Origin of the sequence: Psychrobacillus sp. INOP01 (genome assembly GCF_018140925.1) — a bacterium.
Taxonomy (GTDB): domain Bacteria; phylum Bacillota; class Bacilli; order Bacillales_A; family Planococcaceae; genus Psychrobacillus.
In genome coordinates this window covers 4,069,808-4,087,179 of sequence record NZ_CP073315.1, presented here as the reverse complement: position 1 = coordinate 4,087,179, position 17,372 = coordinate 4,069,808, and the positions used below count along the sequence as shown (strand labels likewise).

At 34.8% G+C, this 17,372-nt stretch carries 15 protein-coding genes and 1 riboswitch; of the genes, 8 read left to right on the top strand and 7 right to left on the bottom strand.

The genetic code is table 11. From position 1 onward, the window contains the following. Positions 1–276: 276 nt before the first annotated feature. Complete coding sequence (gene pepF, locus KD050_RS20040; protein WP_211894053.1) at positions 277–2,091, top strand: oligoendopeptidase F; 1,815 nt, start codon at positions 277–279, stop codon at positions 2,089–2,091. Between the two features lie 368 nt (positions 2,092–2,459). On the opposite strand, the gene KD050_RS20035 is transcribed toward pepF, so the two are convergent. After that, a complete protein-coding gene (locus KD050_RS20035; RefSeq protein ID WP_211894052.1) occupies positions 2,460–3,941 on the bottom strand; it encodes a DHA2 family efflux MFS transporter permease subunit in 1,482 nt (493 codons plus the stop codon). Positions 3,942–4,123: 182 nt separating this feature from the next. On the opposite strand from KD050_RS20035, the gene KD050_RS20030 reads away from it, so the two are divergent. After that, positions 4,124–4,993 (top strand): TetR/AcrR family transcriptional regulator, encoded by an 870-nt coding sequence (locus KD050_RS20030; protein ID WP_211894051.1) that lies wholly within the window; start codon positions 4,124–4,126, stop codon positions 4,991–4,993. Between the two features lie 13 nt (positions 4,994–5,006). Further along, entirely contained in the window at positions 5,007–5,276 is a 270-nt protein-coding gene (locus tag KD050_RS20025; protein ID WP_211894050.1) for a hypothetical protein, read from the top strand. A 70-nt stretch (positions 5,277–5,346) separates the two neighbouring features. Here KD050_RS20025 and KD050_RS20020 read toward each other — a convergent pair whose 3' ends face one another. Both KD050_RS20020 and KD050_RS20015 read right to left on the bottom strand, forming a co-directional pair. Continuing rightward, a complete protein-coding gene (locus tag KD050_RS20020) occupies positions 5,347–7,452 on the bottom strand; it encodes an RNA degradosome polyphosphate kinase (RefSeq protein ID WP_305080230.1) in 2,106 nt (701 codons plus the stop codon). Continuing rightward, positions 7,449–8,996: a Ppx/GppA family phosphatase gene (locus KD050_RS20015; RefSeq protein WP_211894049.1), complete on the bottom strand. Its 1,548-nt coding sequence runs from the start codon at positions 8,994–8,996 to the stop codon at positions 7,449–7,451. The genes KD050_RS20020 and KD050_RS20015 overlap by 4 nt, the downstream gene beginning before the upstream one ends. Positions 8,997–9,199: 203 nt before the next feature. Here KD050_RS20015 and KD050_RS20010 point away from each other — a divergent pair, with 203 nt between their 5' ends. After that, positions 9,200–10,480, top strand: coding sequence for an MFS transporter (locus tag KD050_RS20010; protein ID WP_235754013.1), 1,281 nt, complete (start codon positions 9,200–9,202; stop codon positions 10,478–10,480). Positions 10,481–10,518: 38 nt separating this feature from the next. Here KD050_RS20010 and KD050_RS20005 read toward each other — a convergent pair whose 3' ends face one another. The 3 genes from KD050_RS20005 to KD050_RS19995 form a co-directional block, all read right to left on the bottom strand. After that, the gene (locus KD050_RS20005) at positions 10,519–11,187 is read right to left on the bottom strand and encodes a phospholipid phosphatase (protein ID WP_211894047.1); all 669 of its coding nucleotides are present in this window, start codon (positions 11,185–11,187) and stop codon (positions 10,519–10,521) included. A 129-nt stretch (positions 11,188–11,316) separates the two neighbouring features. Next, a complete protein-coding gene (locus KD050_RS20000; RefSeq protein WP_211894046.1) occupies positions 11,317–11,796 on the bottom strand; it encodes a PaaI family thioesterase in 480 nt (159 codons plus the stop codon). A 69-nt stretch (positions 11,797–11,865) separates the two neighbouring features. Beyond that, positions 11,866–12,642, bottom strand: coding sequence for a carbon-nitrogen family hydrolase (locus KD050_RS19995; RefSeq protein WP_211894045.1), 777 nt, complete (start codon positions 12,640–12,642; stop codon positions 11,866–11,868). Positions 12,643–12,726: 84 nt separating this feature from the next. Here KD050_RS19995 and KD050_RS19990 point away from each other — a divergent pair, with 84 nt between their 5' ends. Continuing rightward, positions 12,727–13,890, top strand: a complete 1,164-nt coding sequence (locus tag KD050_RS19990) for a pyridoxal phosphate-dependent aminotransferase (protein ID WP_211894044.1) — start codon at positions 12,727–12,729, stop codon at positions 13,888–13,890. 41 nt (positions 13,891–13,931) lie between these two features. On the opposite strand, the gene KD050_RS19985 is transcribed toward KD050_RS19990, so the two are convergent. Continuing rightward, entirely contained in the window at positions 13,932–14,438 is a 507-nt protein-coding gene (locus KD050_RS19985; RefSeq protein WP_235753861.1) for a PPC domain-containing DNA-binding protein, read from the bottom strand. Positions 14,439–14,592: 154 nt separating this feature from the next. Continuing rightward, a riboswitch (SAM riboswitch) is annotated at positions 14,593–14,708 on the top strand. A gap of 92 nt (positions 14,709–14,800) precedes the next feature. On the opposite strand from KD050_RS19985, the gene KD050_RS19980 reads away from it, so the two are divergent. Genes KD050_RS19980 through KD050_RS19970 form a run of 3 tightly spaced genes read left to right on the top strand, consistent with a single transcriptional unit; the run spans position 14,801 to position 17,369 of the window. After that, a complete protein-coding gene (locus KD050_RS19980) occupies positions 14,801–15,622 on the top strand; it encodes a MetQ/NlpA family ABC transporter substrate-binding protein (RefSeq protein WP_211894043.1) in 822 nt (273 codons plus the stop codon). Positions 15,623–15,679: 57 nt separating this feature from the next. Next, positions 15,680–16,705, top strand: a complete 1,026-nt coding sequence (locus tag KD050_RS19975) for a methionine ABC transporter ATP-binding protein (RefSeq protein ID WP_211894042.1) — start codon at positions 15,680–15,682, stop codon at positions 16,703–16,705. Further along, entirely contained in the window at positions 16,698–17,369 is a 672-nt protein-coding gene (locus KD050_RS19970; protein ID WP_211894041.1) for a methionine ABC transporter permease, read from the top strand. Before KD050_RS19975 ends, KD050_RS19970 begins: the two co-directional genes overlap by 8 nt. The last annotated feature ends 3 nt before the right edge of the window (positions 17,370–17,372 follow it).

Here is a 17,372-nt window from a genome sequence, read left to right as displayed (position 1 = left end):
TTTCTATATTATTAGAAAATTTATAATATTACATTAAAATAATTTTCAAATGCAGTCGTTAAGTCCTTATAAAATAAGGTTTTATAGGTCAATTTACTCGCCTTAAGATTTCCATTATTTTTATAAAAATATTTTTATATTTTAATTTTATGCAATATATTTTATTATTTATACTAATATTCCATACATTTAATGGGAATTTATTGTTTTTACTTTTCAGTTATTTTTATATATACTGTTGATAGTTCGAAATCCGTAATAATAAGGAGAGATAAAATGGTAAACCAAATGGCAAGACGAGAAGAAGTAAAGATGGAAGAAACTTGGAATTTAGATGATTTATTTATGACAGAAAACGATTTTGAAGATGCATTAAAAGAGATAGAAAACGGAGCACAAGAGTTTAATACTCGCTTCCATGGTAAAATCGGTAATGCTAATGATGTTGTCGATGCACTAAAAGAATATACTAAACTATACGAAAAAATAGTACCGGCTGGAGCATTTGCTAGTCTATCCTTAAGTACTGACCAAACAAATACAGACGCTCAGATGAGAGCAAGTAAATTTGGTTCCCTTTCCGCAAAGGTAAGCAGTCAATTATCTTTCTTGAATAGTGAGCTAGTAGAACTCCCTGATAATATAATTGAAGAAGCTATCAAAAAATCTCCATCCCATCAGCTTTATTTAGAAAAGTTACTACAAAAGAAAAAATACCAGCTCCATCCTGAAGTAGAAAAAACACTTGCTGCCTACTCTGCTTCTTTTGGAGCACCATACAAATTGTATGATACAACTAAAATGCTTGATATTTCGTTTGATAATTTTGAGGTAAATGGTCAAGAATATCCCCTAAGTTATGTGTCATTTGAGAATGACTGGGAAGCCGAAACAGATCCAGAAATAAGAAGAGCAGCATTTGAGGCTTTCTCCAAAAAGTTAAAAGAATATCAGCACACAACTGCTAATACGTACGATATGCATTTACAAATGGAAAAAACAACATCAGATTTGCGAGGCTACGATTCTATTTATGATTACTTATTATTCAACCAGGACGTTGACCACTCTTTATATAACAGACAAATTGATTTAATCACTAAGGAACTTGCACCTCATATGCGCAAGTACGCAAAATTACTTCAAAAGGAACATGGGCTGGATAAAATGACGTTCGCGGACTTGAAAATTTCTTTAGACCCAACGTATGAACCCAAAATTTCAGTTGAGGAATCAAAGAAGTATATTGACGATGCTCTATCAGTTATGGGTGAAGAATATATCGAAATGGTTAATCGCGCATATGAAGAACGTTGGATAGATTTCCCTCAAAACGTCGGAAAATCAACGGGTGCCTTCTGTTCTAGTCCTTATGGAAGCCACCCATATATTCTTATTTCATGGTCTAGTCGGATGAACGAGGTTTTTGTTCTTGCACATGAATTAGGCCATGCCGGCCATTTCTATTATGCAAATAAAGAACAGAACATCTTTAATTCTCGTCCTTCTCTTTATTTCATCGAAGCTCCATCAACAATGAATGAAATGCTAGTAGCCAATCATCTACTGAAAAGTTCGGATGACCCTAAATTTAAACGTTGGGTTATTTCTTCCATAGTAGCTCGTACGTATTATCATAATTTTGTAACACATCTATTGGAGGCTGCCTATCAACGTAAAGTTTATGACCGAATTGATCAAGGGTTAAATGTAAATGCACAAATCCTAAATGAATATAAACGCAGCGTATTAGAAGAATTCTGGGGAGATACGGTAGAAATTACAGAGGGTGCAGAGCTTACTTGGATGCGTCAACCACATTACTATATGGGATTGTATCCATACACATATAGCGCTGGGCTAACTATCTCCACTCAAGTGTCTAAGCGAATTTTGGATGAAGGTCAAACTGCTGTAAATGAATGGACAGAGGTATTGAAAGCTGGGGGCACTAAATCTCCTGTAGAGTTAGCTCAAATGGCTGGTGTAGATATTACGACGGATGAACCATTAAAGGATACAATTGCTTATATCGGTTCATTGATAGATGAGTTAGAATCACTAACAGATGAAATAAATCAAAACTCTTAAGGTATGCAAGTCCGAAAAAACCTGTCCCATATTGTTTTAGGAGAGCTTTGGACAGACTTGTTGCTATATATTTTTTAGAGATGCTGGTTGTGGCAGACGTCACAACTAGCATCTCATTTTTGGGTAATCATATTACATTTAACTGTAAGTAAATCTCCTACAACTTTTGGAAACTGGCTCCACTTCAAGTGACAACGTCTTCGTGACCAACCCCTATTGGCCCGCGTAAAGTGCCCTCCTTCAACGGAAATCAGCAATATCATTATATAGTTTTAATTCTTTAAAATACCAGTATATCAAATTTCAAGGCACAAATTTTAGACTTTCTTCAAAATAAAAATCACTTGCTTTCGCAAGTGATTTTTTATTTATTGTACATCTGTGTGTTTTTTAGATATATCTACTCGTTTTACAAATAGTGATAACACTAAAGCTAAAACTGTAACAAGCGTTGCTATAAAGAAAGTGAAATTAATCCCTTCTAACATTGCTTGACCACTAATTTGCATTTTAAACTGCTCTAAAGCATCTGCAGCAGTTGGAACATTCCCTGCTTTCGTAGCTTCTGCGAATAGACTAGCACCTTTTGATTCCATTCTTGCATTCATAATTGTGATAAATATTGCAGAACCTATAGCACCTGATACTTGTTGTAACGTATTATTTACTGCAGTTCCGTGCGGGTTCATCTTCATAGGTAATTCATTAAGACCATTAGTCATAATAGGCATCATTACCATGGACATACCAAACATTCGGATTGTATAAACAATCATGATGTAGTAATAATCTGAATCCGCAGCTAAATTACTCATCATATATGTCGCAATCGCAGTAATTGTTAAACCGATCATCGCTAACGATCGAGCACCGTATTTATCAAACAACTTCCCTGTTACTGGAGACATTAACCCCATAGCCAAGGCACCTGGAAGCATTAACAGACCAGAATCGAGAGGTGAAATACCTCGAATTGTTTGCACGTACAAGGGTGTTAAAATCATGCCTGAGAACATTGCAGCTGAAACAACTACAGAAATAATAGAAGATAAAGCAAACATAGGATATTTATAAATACGTAAATCTAATAATGGTTCATCTAGTTTTAATTGTCTAAGGACAAAAATCACTAGTGCAATTACTCCAATTGCAATCGTACTATATACAATTGGTGCATCCCAGCCTTTATCTCCAGCTGTACTAAATCCATATAATAGACCACCAAAACCTATGGTCGATAAACCTAGTGATAAAACATCTAGTTTCATATCTTTGTTAGGTGTAATATTCTTTAGTTTGAAAATAGCGAGTAACAATACGATTACAGCCAATGGTAAAATCAGCTCAAACAATACTCTCCAAGTATAATGCTCAATGATGAACCCAGACAATGTTGGTCCGATAGCTGGAGCCATAATCATTACTAAACCAAATAACCCCATTGCTGTCCCTCTTCGTTCAATAGGGAATGCTGTTAACATAACATTCATAAGTAAAGGCATCATTACGGCTGAGCCCGCTGCTTGAATCATACGAGCTAAAATAAGCACCCAAAATTCTGGTGCGATAGCTGCTAATAATGTACCCAACGAAAATAATGACATTGCAGTAATAAATAATTTTCTATTTGAGAACTTAGTTACAAAATACGCACTTGCTGGTATTAAAATACCATTTATCAGCATGTATCCAGTTGTTAGCCATTGAACAACGGAGGCTTTGACTGCAAATTCAGTCATAATAGTAGGTAAAGCTACGTTTAATAACGTATTATTTAAAAAAGCTATGAATGCTCCTACAAATAGGATAGCAATCATGGCATAGGGTGGCTTTTGTTGCGTTTCTTTCATTCTTCTTTTTCCTCCTAATATTTTGGGACTATAATTGCACGAGTTGTACACTACTTTGAACATTTTATACTCTTAGTTCAAAAAAAGCAATCACGAAATACTCTTATCATCTTAATTGTTGATATAGCTAACTTTATTATGTATTATATTGATTAGACTAACAGTATAAAAGGTGAGTTAAAATGAAAAACAGAAAACATCAGGTGTTACTGACTGCACAAAAGTTATTTATAGAAAAAGGATATGTAGCTACCTCGGTTCAAGATATTATAAATGAAAGCAAAATTTCAAAAGGTACTTTTTATAATTATTTTTCTTCAAAAGATGAATGCATAATAGCAATAATTGAAGCTGCCAAAGAAGAAACTGCACTTAAAAGAAGAGAGCTGTTAATACAGCAAGACATAGCCGATAAAGATATATTAATACAACAATTGATAGCTCGAATGAAAGTATATAAAGAGAGAAACCTTATCCCTCTTTTTGTTGTAATCTTCCATTCCCAGGATTCTGGTCTTAGAAATGTTGTAAAGGAAAACCATTACGAGGAAGTAAAGTGGTTAGCTAGACGTTTAGTAGATGTTTTTGGAGCAAAGCTTCATAAATTTTCTGTTGACTGTGCTATTTTGATGCTAGGGATGATTCAACAATTGCAGCATCCATGGACTATAAAGTCTAGGCCACTAGCTACAGAGGAATTAATCAAATATATTATGAAGCGGATGGAATCCTTTATCCCTGATTTAATAGACTCTGATGAGGTTCTAATTGATACCTTTGTATTTGATCATTTCTATGATGAAGTCCACATCACAAAAGAGCATGTCATTCAGTTGATAAAAACTTTTAAAGAGACCAATGAAAAGAATTTGAAGTTACAGGAAATTGAGTTAATTGACTTCATTGTGGAAGAATTAAATAATAGTAAACCAAGGAAATATTTATTGGAAACTGTCCTAAATAGTTTCTCCAATATATTAAAAGATACTGCCCACAATTATGAAATAAAAGAAATATCCTCAAATATATGGCAGGTAATCGATTCTCTATAAAAGGAGGTATAAAATGAAAAATAAAGTAATTGAGCAATATGAAGCAGATGAAAATATGATGATTCAAATCTATGTACAATGGTGCTTTAATCATGATATCAATCCTGTAGATCTTTATAGTAGAGCATACCCAAACCAGGCTTCCAACGAGGTTATGCTAGAAGTAATGGAAAGCACTGAGAAAAATTCTACGTTAATAGATACCGGGACCGTTTTATATGTACTTCAATTGTTCGGAAATGATGATCTAGCTTTTGTAGTTTCAGAGGCGGCAAAAACGTAGTTTGTATTAACAGATATTAATATCTCTTTCATGGTAAAGGAGCTGAAACCAATAGATTCAGCTCCTTTACTTATTCTTCTGGTATATATTTTAATGATCTTTCCAACAAAATTTGCTGACTATCTACTTCGCCTTCCGATTTGTCTTTAAAGTGATATTTTCCATTTTCATCTTGGACTCGAGCTTTTACGGTGTCTCGTAACTCTAAATCCAAAATTTCCATTACTCTTTTTTTAATAGGAGGAAATAGAACAGGAAATAATATCTCTACACGTTTCACCATATTTCGAGTCATCATATCCGCAGAAGAAAGATATAATCTAGAAGCGCCATTTCGATGGAACCAATAAATTCTAGAATGCTCCAAAAATCTTCCAACAATACTTATCACAGTAATATTTTCACTAACTCCTGGAATTTGAGGTAGTAAACAACATGTTCCCCTTACTATAAGATCAACTTTTACTCCAACAGATGAAGCTTCATAAAGCTTTAATATTAAATCTTTATCTGTAAGAGAATTCATCTTTAGTTTTATATGTCCATTTTGAAACGCCTGATGGTACTCCATTTCTTCATCTATTAAACTAATAAATTTATCTCGAATATCATAGGGTGAAACGACTAATTTATCATAATTTGGTTTATCCGTATAACCACTAAGAAAATTAAAAAATTGTGTCGCATCTGAACCAATTTTTTTATTTGCTGTTATCATTCCCATATCAGTATATACTCTCGCAGTTTGGTCATTATAATTTCCTGTACCAAGATGTACATATTGCTCAATTCTATTATTTCTTCTACGAACTACTAATGTTATTTTAGAATGTGTTTTTAAATTATGCATTCCATAAATTACGAGACAGCCTGCCTTCTCTAACTCTTTTGCCCATTGCACGTTATTTTCTTCGTCAAAGCGTGCTTTTAACTCAACTAACACAGTAACCTGTTTTCCGTTTTCTGCAGCGCGCTTTAAAGCAAGAATTACAGGAGAATTCCCACTAACTCGGTATAGCGTTTGCTTAATAGCCAAAACGGAAGGATCGTCAGCTGCTTTTTCTATAAAATCTATAATTGGTTGAAATGATTCATAGGGGTGATGAAAAAACAAATCTTGTTTTTGAACTTTAGCGAAAATATCCTCATCACTCGCTATATCCAATGGCGGTTGTGGGATAAAAGGTTCATAGAATAGATTCATATACTTCCCTTCAAATATTTTAATATAGGAAAATAAGAAAGTTACGTCTAAGGGTCCATCTATTTTATAGACATCCTCTGGCAATATTTCTAGTTCATCCAGCAAATAATTTAATAATTTCGGTTTAATCTCGCTCACCTTTACTTCTAATCTACTAACCGCACCCCATTTTCGCTTTTTCAATTCTTTTTCTATTTCAATAAGCAGATCTCGTGCACCCTCTTCATGGATAGTTAAATCTGCATTTCGCGTTATTCTAAAAGGGTTTGCATGCTTTACATGATACCCATGAAAAAGCTTGGAAATATGTTCAATAATGACATCCTCTAGTAGGACAGCTACAAATGAACCATCTTCCGTAGAAACTTGGATAAATCGTTTTAAAACAGATGGTACTTGTACAATTGCGATCTTGTTTTGTTCAACAATATCATCTTGGTTGTCTTCTATCATGACTAAAATGTTCATAGTTTTACTCAACAATATAGGAAACGGTCGATATGCGTCTACCGCAATTGGAGTTAATACTGGAAAAATTTCTTCCTCAAATTGCTTCTGTAATTCTTTCTTTTGAGCGATAGATAATTCTGCATATTTGACTAAAGAAATACCATGATTAGGGAGTTGTTTTTCAATCAGCTCTTTATAGATTTTCATTTGCCTTGATACTAATTGTTTCGTTATTGAAGCAATACGATTTAACTGTTCTTTAGGTGTCAATCCTGCTTTGTTTTCAGGTTTATTGAATCCAGCTCGAACCTGATCTTGTAAACCGGCTACACGAACCATAAAAAACTCATCTAGATTGGAACTGAATATAGCTAAAAATTTCAATCGTTCTAAAAGAGGATTCGATTCATCTTCCGCTTCTTCGAGCACCCGCTCATTAAATGCGAGCCAGCTTATTTCCCTGTTGTTATAATAGGCATAGTCATTAAAAGGATGTTTTTCTACCGTATTGTCAATTATCACTCAATTTCCTCCATGTTAACAAACTTCAACTTCACTTCTATATGAACTATTTTCTCTAAATGCTTCTTTAATTTTTCAGCTTGGTATTGTTCTAATATATAATTTCCTGCAACTAAAAATGTCAATTCAATGTTATCGAAAAATTTATTAATGGACACATTTTTTATATGAGCTCTCCCGAGTACATCCATTCCTTTCGTAAAACGGATTAATGCTCCAATATCTCGAAGCTGCTTATTTTCCACATTATTAATAATATGTTGATAGGGACCAATATATTGTTTGAATGTATCCTTATTTTTATAAGATGCGAGTAAAGCAATCTTCAAGCGATCTCTATCAGAAATACCATCAATCGTTAAATTAGTTAAAAGATAAAAAGTATGTTGACTATATGCGTCCTGATCAATTTTCTTACCGATATGAAAGAGTTGGAATGCATATCGTAGTAAATGATTGTTTTGGAGGGGAGTAATATAATTCCACTCTGAAAGAGTATTATAAATAGATGAAAAAATTTCATATTGTTGTAGTGATTTATTTTCATTTACATTAAACTTACCCAATACATGCCGCATTGCATTCGTTGTCACATCGTTTAGATTAAAATCATTCGGAGATTTTTTTATTAGCTGAGCTAAAATAACTCCTTCTCTCAAACCCTTCTTACTATATATAAATGCAGTACCTTTAACTACCTCCATAAATACTCGAAAGGTTTCTAATGCAGGAACAATAATATCTGTTCGATCACTGGAAAGTCCATCTACTTTCTTTAAATCCTCTACAGTTGAATTAGCGAATTCATTGCTAATCTCCTGTAAATCCAACCCACTCAACTCATATTGATGTATTCCATGCAGTGAAAAATTTTTACGTTGCTGATCTACCTGCGCTAAATTCCGTGCACTTCCTCCGATAGCAACTATCGGTATTTGCAAGTCCGACAACCATGGTAATGTGTGAAATTGTTCCCACACATAAGCAATAAGATTTTCTTTTTCTTCCAATGTGATGGAACTAGCATTAATAAATTTCTTTTTTAATGAAACTGCTCCAAAGGGAAAGCTATGTAAGAACTTTATTTCTTTATTTTCAAAGTATGTAACTTCCGTACTTCCTCCACCCATGTCTATCGTTACTGCCGTTTGAATATTCGTGGAGTGGATAACAGCCAGATACCCATAGTATGCTTCCTGCTCAGCAGATAATAGTGTAATATCAATGCCTGTTTGTGTTTCAACCTCATTTAAAATAATGTCACGATTGTTTGCCTGTCTAATAGCCGCAGTAGCCGCAGCAAACACATTTTTCACTGAAATATCATTTAATATTTTTTTAAATTTCAATAAAGTATCTATTAATATATGTATACCTTCTTCACTCAAGTTCCCTTCTGCATCTATATGCATACTTAATCTAGCGACTGTTTTAAAGTTATGATGCTCTATTAAACCTACTGTTCTGTTATAACTATAAACTACAAGGCGTATAGAGTTGGACCCTATATCTATAATTGCTTTCTGCTTGCTATTAGTTTCCATATTTTTTACTCCTCAATATATAGTTTATTCCTTAACTCATCTCTAGAATGTTAAAAGTATGTAAATTTTATACAAAAATATTCTTAATGTTGTTATTATTATAGTAACTTTCATTGTAAAATTTAAGTTATTTTCCAGAATTATTCACTTCACTTGTTTTGTATGATGTACAATAATTTATAACAATGGTTGGAAGGATGGATATTTTGAAAAAATTCACGAAAGAAGAGAATAGTTGGTCTCTTTACGATTGGGGCTCTTCCGCCTATTCAATCATCATTACTACAGCTGTTTTTCCTATCTTTTATAAGGCATCTGCAACAGCTGGGGGGCTAGATGCAGCAGATTCCACTGCTTATCTCGGATATACGATTGCCATTTTTACTTTTATACTGGCCATGATAGGACCAATTTTAGGAACAATTGCAGACTATCGTGGGATGAAAAAGAAATTTTTTACTTTCTTCTTTGTATTGGGAGTTACATTTACTACAATGCTAGCATTCGTGCCTTTTGATAATTGGCTGTTATTATTAATTTTTTATACACTTGCTGCACTCGGTGCAACTGGGGCGAATGTCTTCTACGACGGCTTTATAGTCGATGTTACAACCAATGAACGGATGCACAAAGTATCAGCACGTGGATATGGTTTTGGCTATATAGGCTCAACTATTCCTTTTTTACTTAGTATCATCATTATTTTGCTGGCGGGGCAAGAGATTATTCCTATTTCAACAACCAACGCTAGCCGAATTGCTTTTGTAATAACTGGAGCATGGTGGGTGATATTCTCTATCCCAATGTTCAAAAATGTGAAACAAATCCACTTTATCGAAAAAGATGGAAATATATTCATAGAAAGTTTTAAACGATTAGGAAATACCTTCAAAGAAATACGACAATACCGAACTGTTTTTTTATTTTTAATAGCTTACTTTTTTTATATTGACGGAGTAGGTACCATTATCTCCATGTCTACAGCTTATGGTTCTGATTTAGGCTTGGAACCTACGAGTTTGCTTATAGTTTTGTTTGCAACACAAGTTGTTGCTGCACCTTTTGCCATACTATATGGAAAATTAGCTACTAAGTTTTCTGAAAAGAAAATGCTTTATGTTGGAATAATTGTTTATATAATTATTTGTACATATGCATTTTTCTTAGATACTATTGTAGATTTTTGGATATTAGCAATGCTCGTGGCAACATCTCAAGGCGGTATACAAGCGCTTAGTAGATCCTATTTTGGTAAATTAGTTCCAAAAGAAAATTCAAACGAGTTTTTCGGGTTTTATAATATCTTCGGTAAATTTGCGTCTATCATGGGACCATTATTAGTAGGTGTTACTGCTCAGTTAACTGGAAACTCAGCGTATGGCGTGTTTAGTTTAGTTATCTTATTTATCATTGGCTTTATCATTTTAACAAGAGTACCAGAACCAAAAGAAGCGGTTCCAGTCGATGAACTAGTAAAAGCGTAAAATTATTTAGGCATACTAAAAATTAGTATGCCTTTTTTTTATTTAATATATAACTGATTTGTTATCAAACGTCGTTTAGTCCAAATCAATGTAAAAATCAAAAATAACTCAAATGCGTTTGTCAATGCTCCACTACCTACATTAATAGGTACTGCACTTCCAATAGTCATAACTATGGCACCAATAAAAAAAACTGGCCATTTTGTTTTATTCCACAAGATAGCACTAGCTACAATAAGAATAAGAACAACCAATAACACCATAATTGGTGGACCAGTAGCCTCTTCTACATTTGAGTAGCTTATGACTCCGTATTCCTTTACTATTTCAATTTCCAATCCAACAACTTCTAACGAAAATTCTAATACCATTAAACCAATCGTATAAATACTACCTGAGGTAACAAACCACTTTTTCTTTGCCCACTTGATACCACTTTCCTGCAAAGTTCCTATAGAATACATAACAAGTAATGGTGTAATTAAAGCATGTAAGCAAAAACGAGAGAAGTTTAAACTTTCCAATAACTCACCTTCTCCAATCCACTTACCTGTTGCAAGTATTGCATTATCATAAATCAGAGGCAATATGACTATATATATAACACTTGTCCATTTTGTTAACTCAAACTTTCCAATACCATATAATCCCCAGACTAATAATACTGTATATAAAGTTGCGTATAGAAAGTATAAAAAAGTATCCATTAAAACCACCCTCCCTCTCTTCACATTCCCAAATTTCGAATATTCTAATCGCAGGAATTATTTATAGAAAATAAAAAGAACCAGTGTAATAAAAACACTTGTTTTTATTACACTGGTTCTATATATAATTTATTGTTTTCCAAAAGTTGCAGGCATTAATACAGCGATAACTTCACCGCGAGCACAGAGCTCTTGTCCAGCAAACACTTCTGTAGTGACTTTGAATTTCTTAGGATGGATTTCTTCCACTTTGCCAACTGCTTTTAGTGTAACTTTTTGAGGCGTTGGTTTCAGAAAATCTACATGCAGAGAACCAGTCACAAAGCGAGGCGGTGTTTCTCCACTACCTGGTTCAAACCCATTTTTTCGATGTAGTGCAAGTGAAGCAGACCCTGTACCATGACAATCGACTAATGCCCCAATCAGCCCACCGTATACGAAGCCAGGTATCGCAATATGTTCTTCCTTCGGTTCGTAATTCGTCACTGTCTGTTCCCCATCCCAAGTGGTGCGAAAGTGATACCCCTCTTTGTTCATCCTCCCACAACCGTAGCACCATGCGAAATCCTCTGGGTATTCATCTTGAATAGCGTGAATTTTTTCTACCATTTTTAATTCCCCCTTAAGAAAACCATACAAAAAAGCTATCTGTACGTCAATACAGATAGCAATATTATATTAATATATATCCACTCTACGGTCTTTAAATACAGGAATTCTCTTTCTTACTTCTTCTACTTCTTCTATGTTGATATCAACTAAACCGATTGTTTCTTCATCGGCCCCAACCCAAAGAACTTCCCCCCACGGTGCAATTACCATCGAATTTCCGTTAAATGAATTATTAGGATCGTCTCCAACTCGATTTACTGCAACGATGTAACATTGATTTTCAATCGCCCGAGCCTGTAATAATATTTTCCAATGATCAACTCTAGTTGCCGGCCATTGTGCAGGTACAAAAATGACTTTTGCTCCAGCCAACGAATGTACCCGGAACCACTCTGGAAAGCGTAAATCATAACATATAACGCCACCCATTTCGACATCATTCAGGGTGAATATATTTTTGTTTGATCCTGCTGCTAAGTAAAGATGTTCATCCATTAATTTAAATAAATGTGCTTTGTCATATTCAGCAATCAGCTTTCCAGTATTATTTACCGTGTACATCGTATTAAAGAACTGATTATCTTTTTTCGTTGAAACAGAACCACCAATAATATGAATATGTAACTCTTTTGCCAATCGAGTCAGAAGATTTTTAGTTTCTTCCCCGTTTACATCAGCTATTTCTTCAAGATTCGTTAGATCATAACCAGTATTCCACATTTCAGGCAGTACTACGATTTCTGCATTTAACATGGCTGCTTTTCGAATCTTCTCTTCAACTTTCCTAAAATTTTCTTTTTGGTTACCAAAAGCTATATTTAACTGGACACATGCAATTCTCATTTTGACACTCCTATAGACATAATTATAAAAAGGTTATAAGATTTGACTAACAAATGCAACTTATTAGAAAACGAGGTTACGTACATGGAATTTTCAAACCGTTTAAAAAATTTACCTACACAGTTTTTTGCTACGCTAGTAAAAAAAGTAGGAGATGCAGTTCTTGAAGGTAGAGATGTGATTAATTTAGGACAGGGTAATCCTGATCAGCCCACACCCAATCATATTGTACAAGCACTACAAAAAGCTGCAGCTAATCCACTAAATCATAAGTATAGCCCATTTCGTGGAACTGGAGATTTTAAAAAAGCTGCGGCCAATTTCTATAAACGAGAATATAATGTTGATATTGACCCTGAAACTGAGGTCGCTGTTTTATTTGGAACTAAAATTGGTTTAGTAGAGCTTCCGTTAGCACTGATGAATGAAAATGACTTAATGTTGCTTCCTGACCCTGGCTATCCTGATTATTTATCAGGGGTGGGAATTGCAAATGTTGAGTTTAACACGATGCCATTAATCGAAGAAAATAATTTCCTACCTGATTACAGCTCTTTAACTGAGGAGCAAAAACAAAAAGCGAAACTAATGTACTTAAATTATCCTAATAACCCTACTGGCGCTATTGCTACACTAGAGTTTTTCCAGGAAACTGTTACTTTAGCAAAAGAAACTGATATTGCTATTGTTCATGATTTTGCATATGGAGGAATTGGCTTCGATGGCGTGAAGCCAGTAAGTTTTTTACAGGCAGAAGGTGCGAAAGAAGTTGGCATAGAGATGTATACTCTATCCAAAACTTATAATATGGCCGGCTGGAGAGTTGGTTTTGCTGTAGGAAATGCTAAAATTATTGAAGCTATTAATATAATTCAAGATCATCTATTTGTAAGTCTCTTCCCTGCTATTCAAGATGCGGCAACCATAGCGCTGAATGATAGTCAAGAATGTGTAAAGGAATTGGTTGATTTATATGAAGGTAGAAGAAATGCCCTGATCGAATCTTGTAACAGTATTGGTTGGCAGGTAAATGCACCCAAAGGTTCCTTCTTCGCATGGTTACCTGTTCCCGATAATTATTCGAGTGAAGCTTTTGCAGATTTACTCTTGAAAGAAGCAGACGTAGCTGTTGCTGCTGGTAATGGATTTGGTGTATACGGTGAAGGATATGTTCGAGTGGGTCTATTAGTCGATGAAGAACGATTAAAAGAAGCAATTACACGTATTGGAGAGCTTAATTTATTTTAAAAACCGCAGCCCTTTTATGAAGGGCTGCAGTTTTCATTTACTCACTTAAGTAGCTCGTTAGGTGTTTCTTTATTCGTTTCTACCGGATAAAACTGATTAGCCCCTGTTTCTTCGTCAAACTGTCTCCGAAACTCCATATCAACAGTTTCTGCTAACACTAGGTCTACTGTAATTACAGGATTTTCACCTTTAATAAAATGACCACCAAAAATATTACCATTTTGGTCACATATTGTGCCATGAAAATGTGTTTCAAACTGACCATCTCTTTGGCACACAACTCCTGTACCCTGCAAAAACTCAATTGGTCCCTCTTTTACAACAAGATTATTGTATCCTACACCTATAGGCGAATTAACGCTCGGAATCAAATAAACAAATCCACTCCTTTGAAAACTACCAAAACAACTAAGAATCGTAGCTGATTGAATTCCATTTACTTTACACAGTTCCTCTATCCCTTCAAGTAGGTCAGTTCCATAAACTAAACGTGCACCTACCACCTTACCGAATTGCCCTACAGCAAAATTTACCCTTATTTTTGACACCGCTTACACACTCCTAATGTATAATTATTTATTGTTATTAAACATAAACTATTTCGAATGTTATATGCAACTATAAAAAAAAGCCTGTTGACTTTAACAAATTGATGTAGTAAATTATATTTTATGAACTGTTGGAAAACTTAATAGCTGATATCTCTTATCAAGAGTAGCTGAGGGACTGGCCCGATGAAGCTCGGCAACCATCCGCATATTAAATGTATGTGGAAAGGTGCTAAATCCTGCAAAACATTTTGTTTTGATAGATAAGAGAGGACAAATGTACTTTTGCGCCTCTCTTTCTAATGGAAGAGAGGCTTTTATATTTATACAAAGTTCTTAATAATTATTCGGAGGAATGACAAATGAAGAAAATTGGATTTTTATTATCAACGGTACTATTAACTGGGACTCTTGCAGCTTGTGGGTCTGATGCAGCCTCACAAACTAAAGCGATCAATGAGGACAAAATAGTAGTAGGTGTAACTGCTGGACCACATGAACAAATTGTGGAAGTGGCTGCAGAAGTCGCAGCTAAGGACGGATTAGAAGTAGAACTTAAAGTATTCTCTGATTATATTTTACCTAATACTGCATTATCAGAGGGTGACTTAGATGCGAATAGCTACCAACACGAACCTTTCCTTAACACGTTTAATGAGGATCACAGCACAGACTTAGTGCCAGTAGGAAAAACAATATTGAATCCGATGGGCGTGTATTCAGAAAAATACAAGTCAATTGATGACCTGCCGGACGGTGCAACTTTTGGTTTACCAAATGACCCTACAAACGGCGCACGTGCATTATACATTTTAGAAGAAAATGGCTACATCAAAATTAAAGAAGACAAAAGAGAAACAGCTAGTATTTATGACATTGAAGAGAATCCAAAAAACCTTAAATTTATTGAACTAGAAGCTGCTCAAATACCAAAACAGCTAAGTGAAGTAGATGCAGCTGCTATCAATACCAACTTTGCACTTGAAGCAGGTATTAGTCCAAAAGATGATTCTATATTACTAGAATCATCAAACTCCCCTTATGTGAACTTTGTTGTTGTTCGTGCGGAAAACAAAGATGATCCAACGATCCAAAAATTTGTAAAAGCATATCAATCTGAAGAGGTAAAAAAATTCATCGAAGAAGAGTTTAAAGGTTCTGTTTTACCAAGCTGGGACGAATAATGGACTTGAAAACGTTACCGACCTCGGTAGCGTTTTCTTTAGAAAGGAAGATAACAAATGATTGTATTAGAAAATGTCTCGAAAGAGTTTAATAGCAAGAGTGGAACAGTAAAAGCAGTGAAGCAAGTAAACATTCAGGTGAATAAAGGAGAAATCCACGGAGTCATTGGATATAGTGGTGCTGGTAAAAGTACGCTAATTCGATGCGTAAATTTACTTGAAAAACCTACGGAAGGAAAAGTTTTCATTAACGGAGTAGAACTTACTTCCCTCCCACTTCCTAAACTGCGTGAAACCCGCAATAAAATCGGCATGATTTTTCAAGGATTTAATCTATTAAAAACAGCAACTGTTTATGATAATATCGCCATACCACTAAAGCTGCTTGGCTATAATAAAACCGAAGTAAAAAAACGAGTGGAACAATATTTAGAAATAGTTGGATTAACTGACAAGCATACGAACTATCCTACCCAGTTATCTGGTGGTCAAAAGCAGCGGGTCGCAATTGCCCGTGCACTAGCACAGGAACCCGAAGTATTACTAAGTGATGAAGCAACAAGCGCACTAGACCCGGAAACAACTGACTCCATTTTAGAATTACTTCTAAAGATTAATCGCGAATTAGGAATCACCATACTTTTAATCACGCATGAAATGAATGTCATTCAAAAAATTTGTGATCATGTATATGTCATGGAAAATGGAGAAATTGTTGAACAAGATACAGCCATTAATCTTTTCACCAAACCTACCCACCCTACTACTAAAAAGTTTTTAAATACAATCAGTCAGCGTAATTTATCTTCCTCTTTGATTTCTCAGCTTAATGTTACGGGTGCAGTTACTCGCTTAACATTTGTCGGGGAAAGCACTGGAAAACCATTATTAGCAGAAGTTAGTCAGAAATTCCATGTTCAGCCTAACATTTTAACTGCCAATATTATCGAACTGAAGAATGGTATCGTTGGAAATATTGTCGTTCACTTAATTGGGGAAAAAGAACAGGTTAGAAGTGCTATCCACTATTTAGAATCACAGGGTGTAGCAACAGAAGAACTGGAGGGACAATCTAATGAGTAGAATTGATCAATTTATAGAACAATGGCTACCGATTATCGGCGAATCTGTTGTACAAACATTTCAAATGGTTGGTATTTCCCTATTTTTCTCTGTATTAATCGGGATTCCATTAGGTATCTTAATTGTCCTAACTAGACCTGGCCAGGCATTAGAAAACAAAATTGTTTATCAATTAAGTAATTTGATAATAAATATTGTACGCTCCGTTCCTTTCATTATTTTACTATTTTTCATACTTCCTTTTACAAGAATGATTGTAGGTACAACGATTGGTGTGCAAGGAGTTATCGTACCATTAGTAATTTACACTGCTCCGTATATTGCTAGACTTATGGAATCTGCCCTGCTAGAAGTGGAAAACGGTGTGATTGAGGCATACACTGCGATGGGTATTAGTACACGCGCCATCATTTGGAATGTCTTACTTCGTGAAGCCCGCCCTTCTATTATTTTAGGATTAACCATTTCAACCGTCAGTTTAATCGGTGCTACAGCAATGGCTGGTATGGTTGGTGCAGGTGGTTTAGGTGACTTAGCATATCGTTTTGGACATTTACGTTATGAAGTTGATGTTATGTATGCGACAGTAGTAATTTTAATCATCCTTGTACAAAGTATCCAATCTATCGGGAACCGTATCGCAGCTAGTATTAAAAAAGATTAGTAG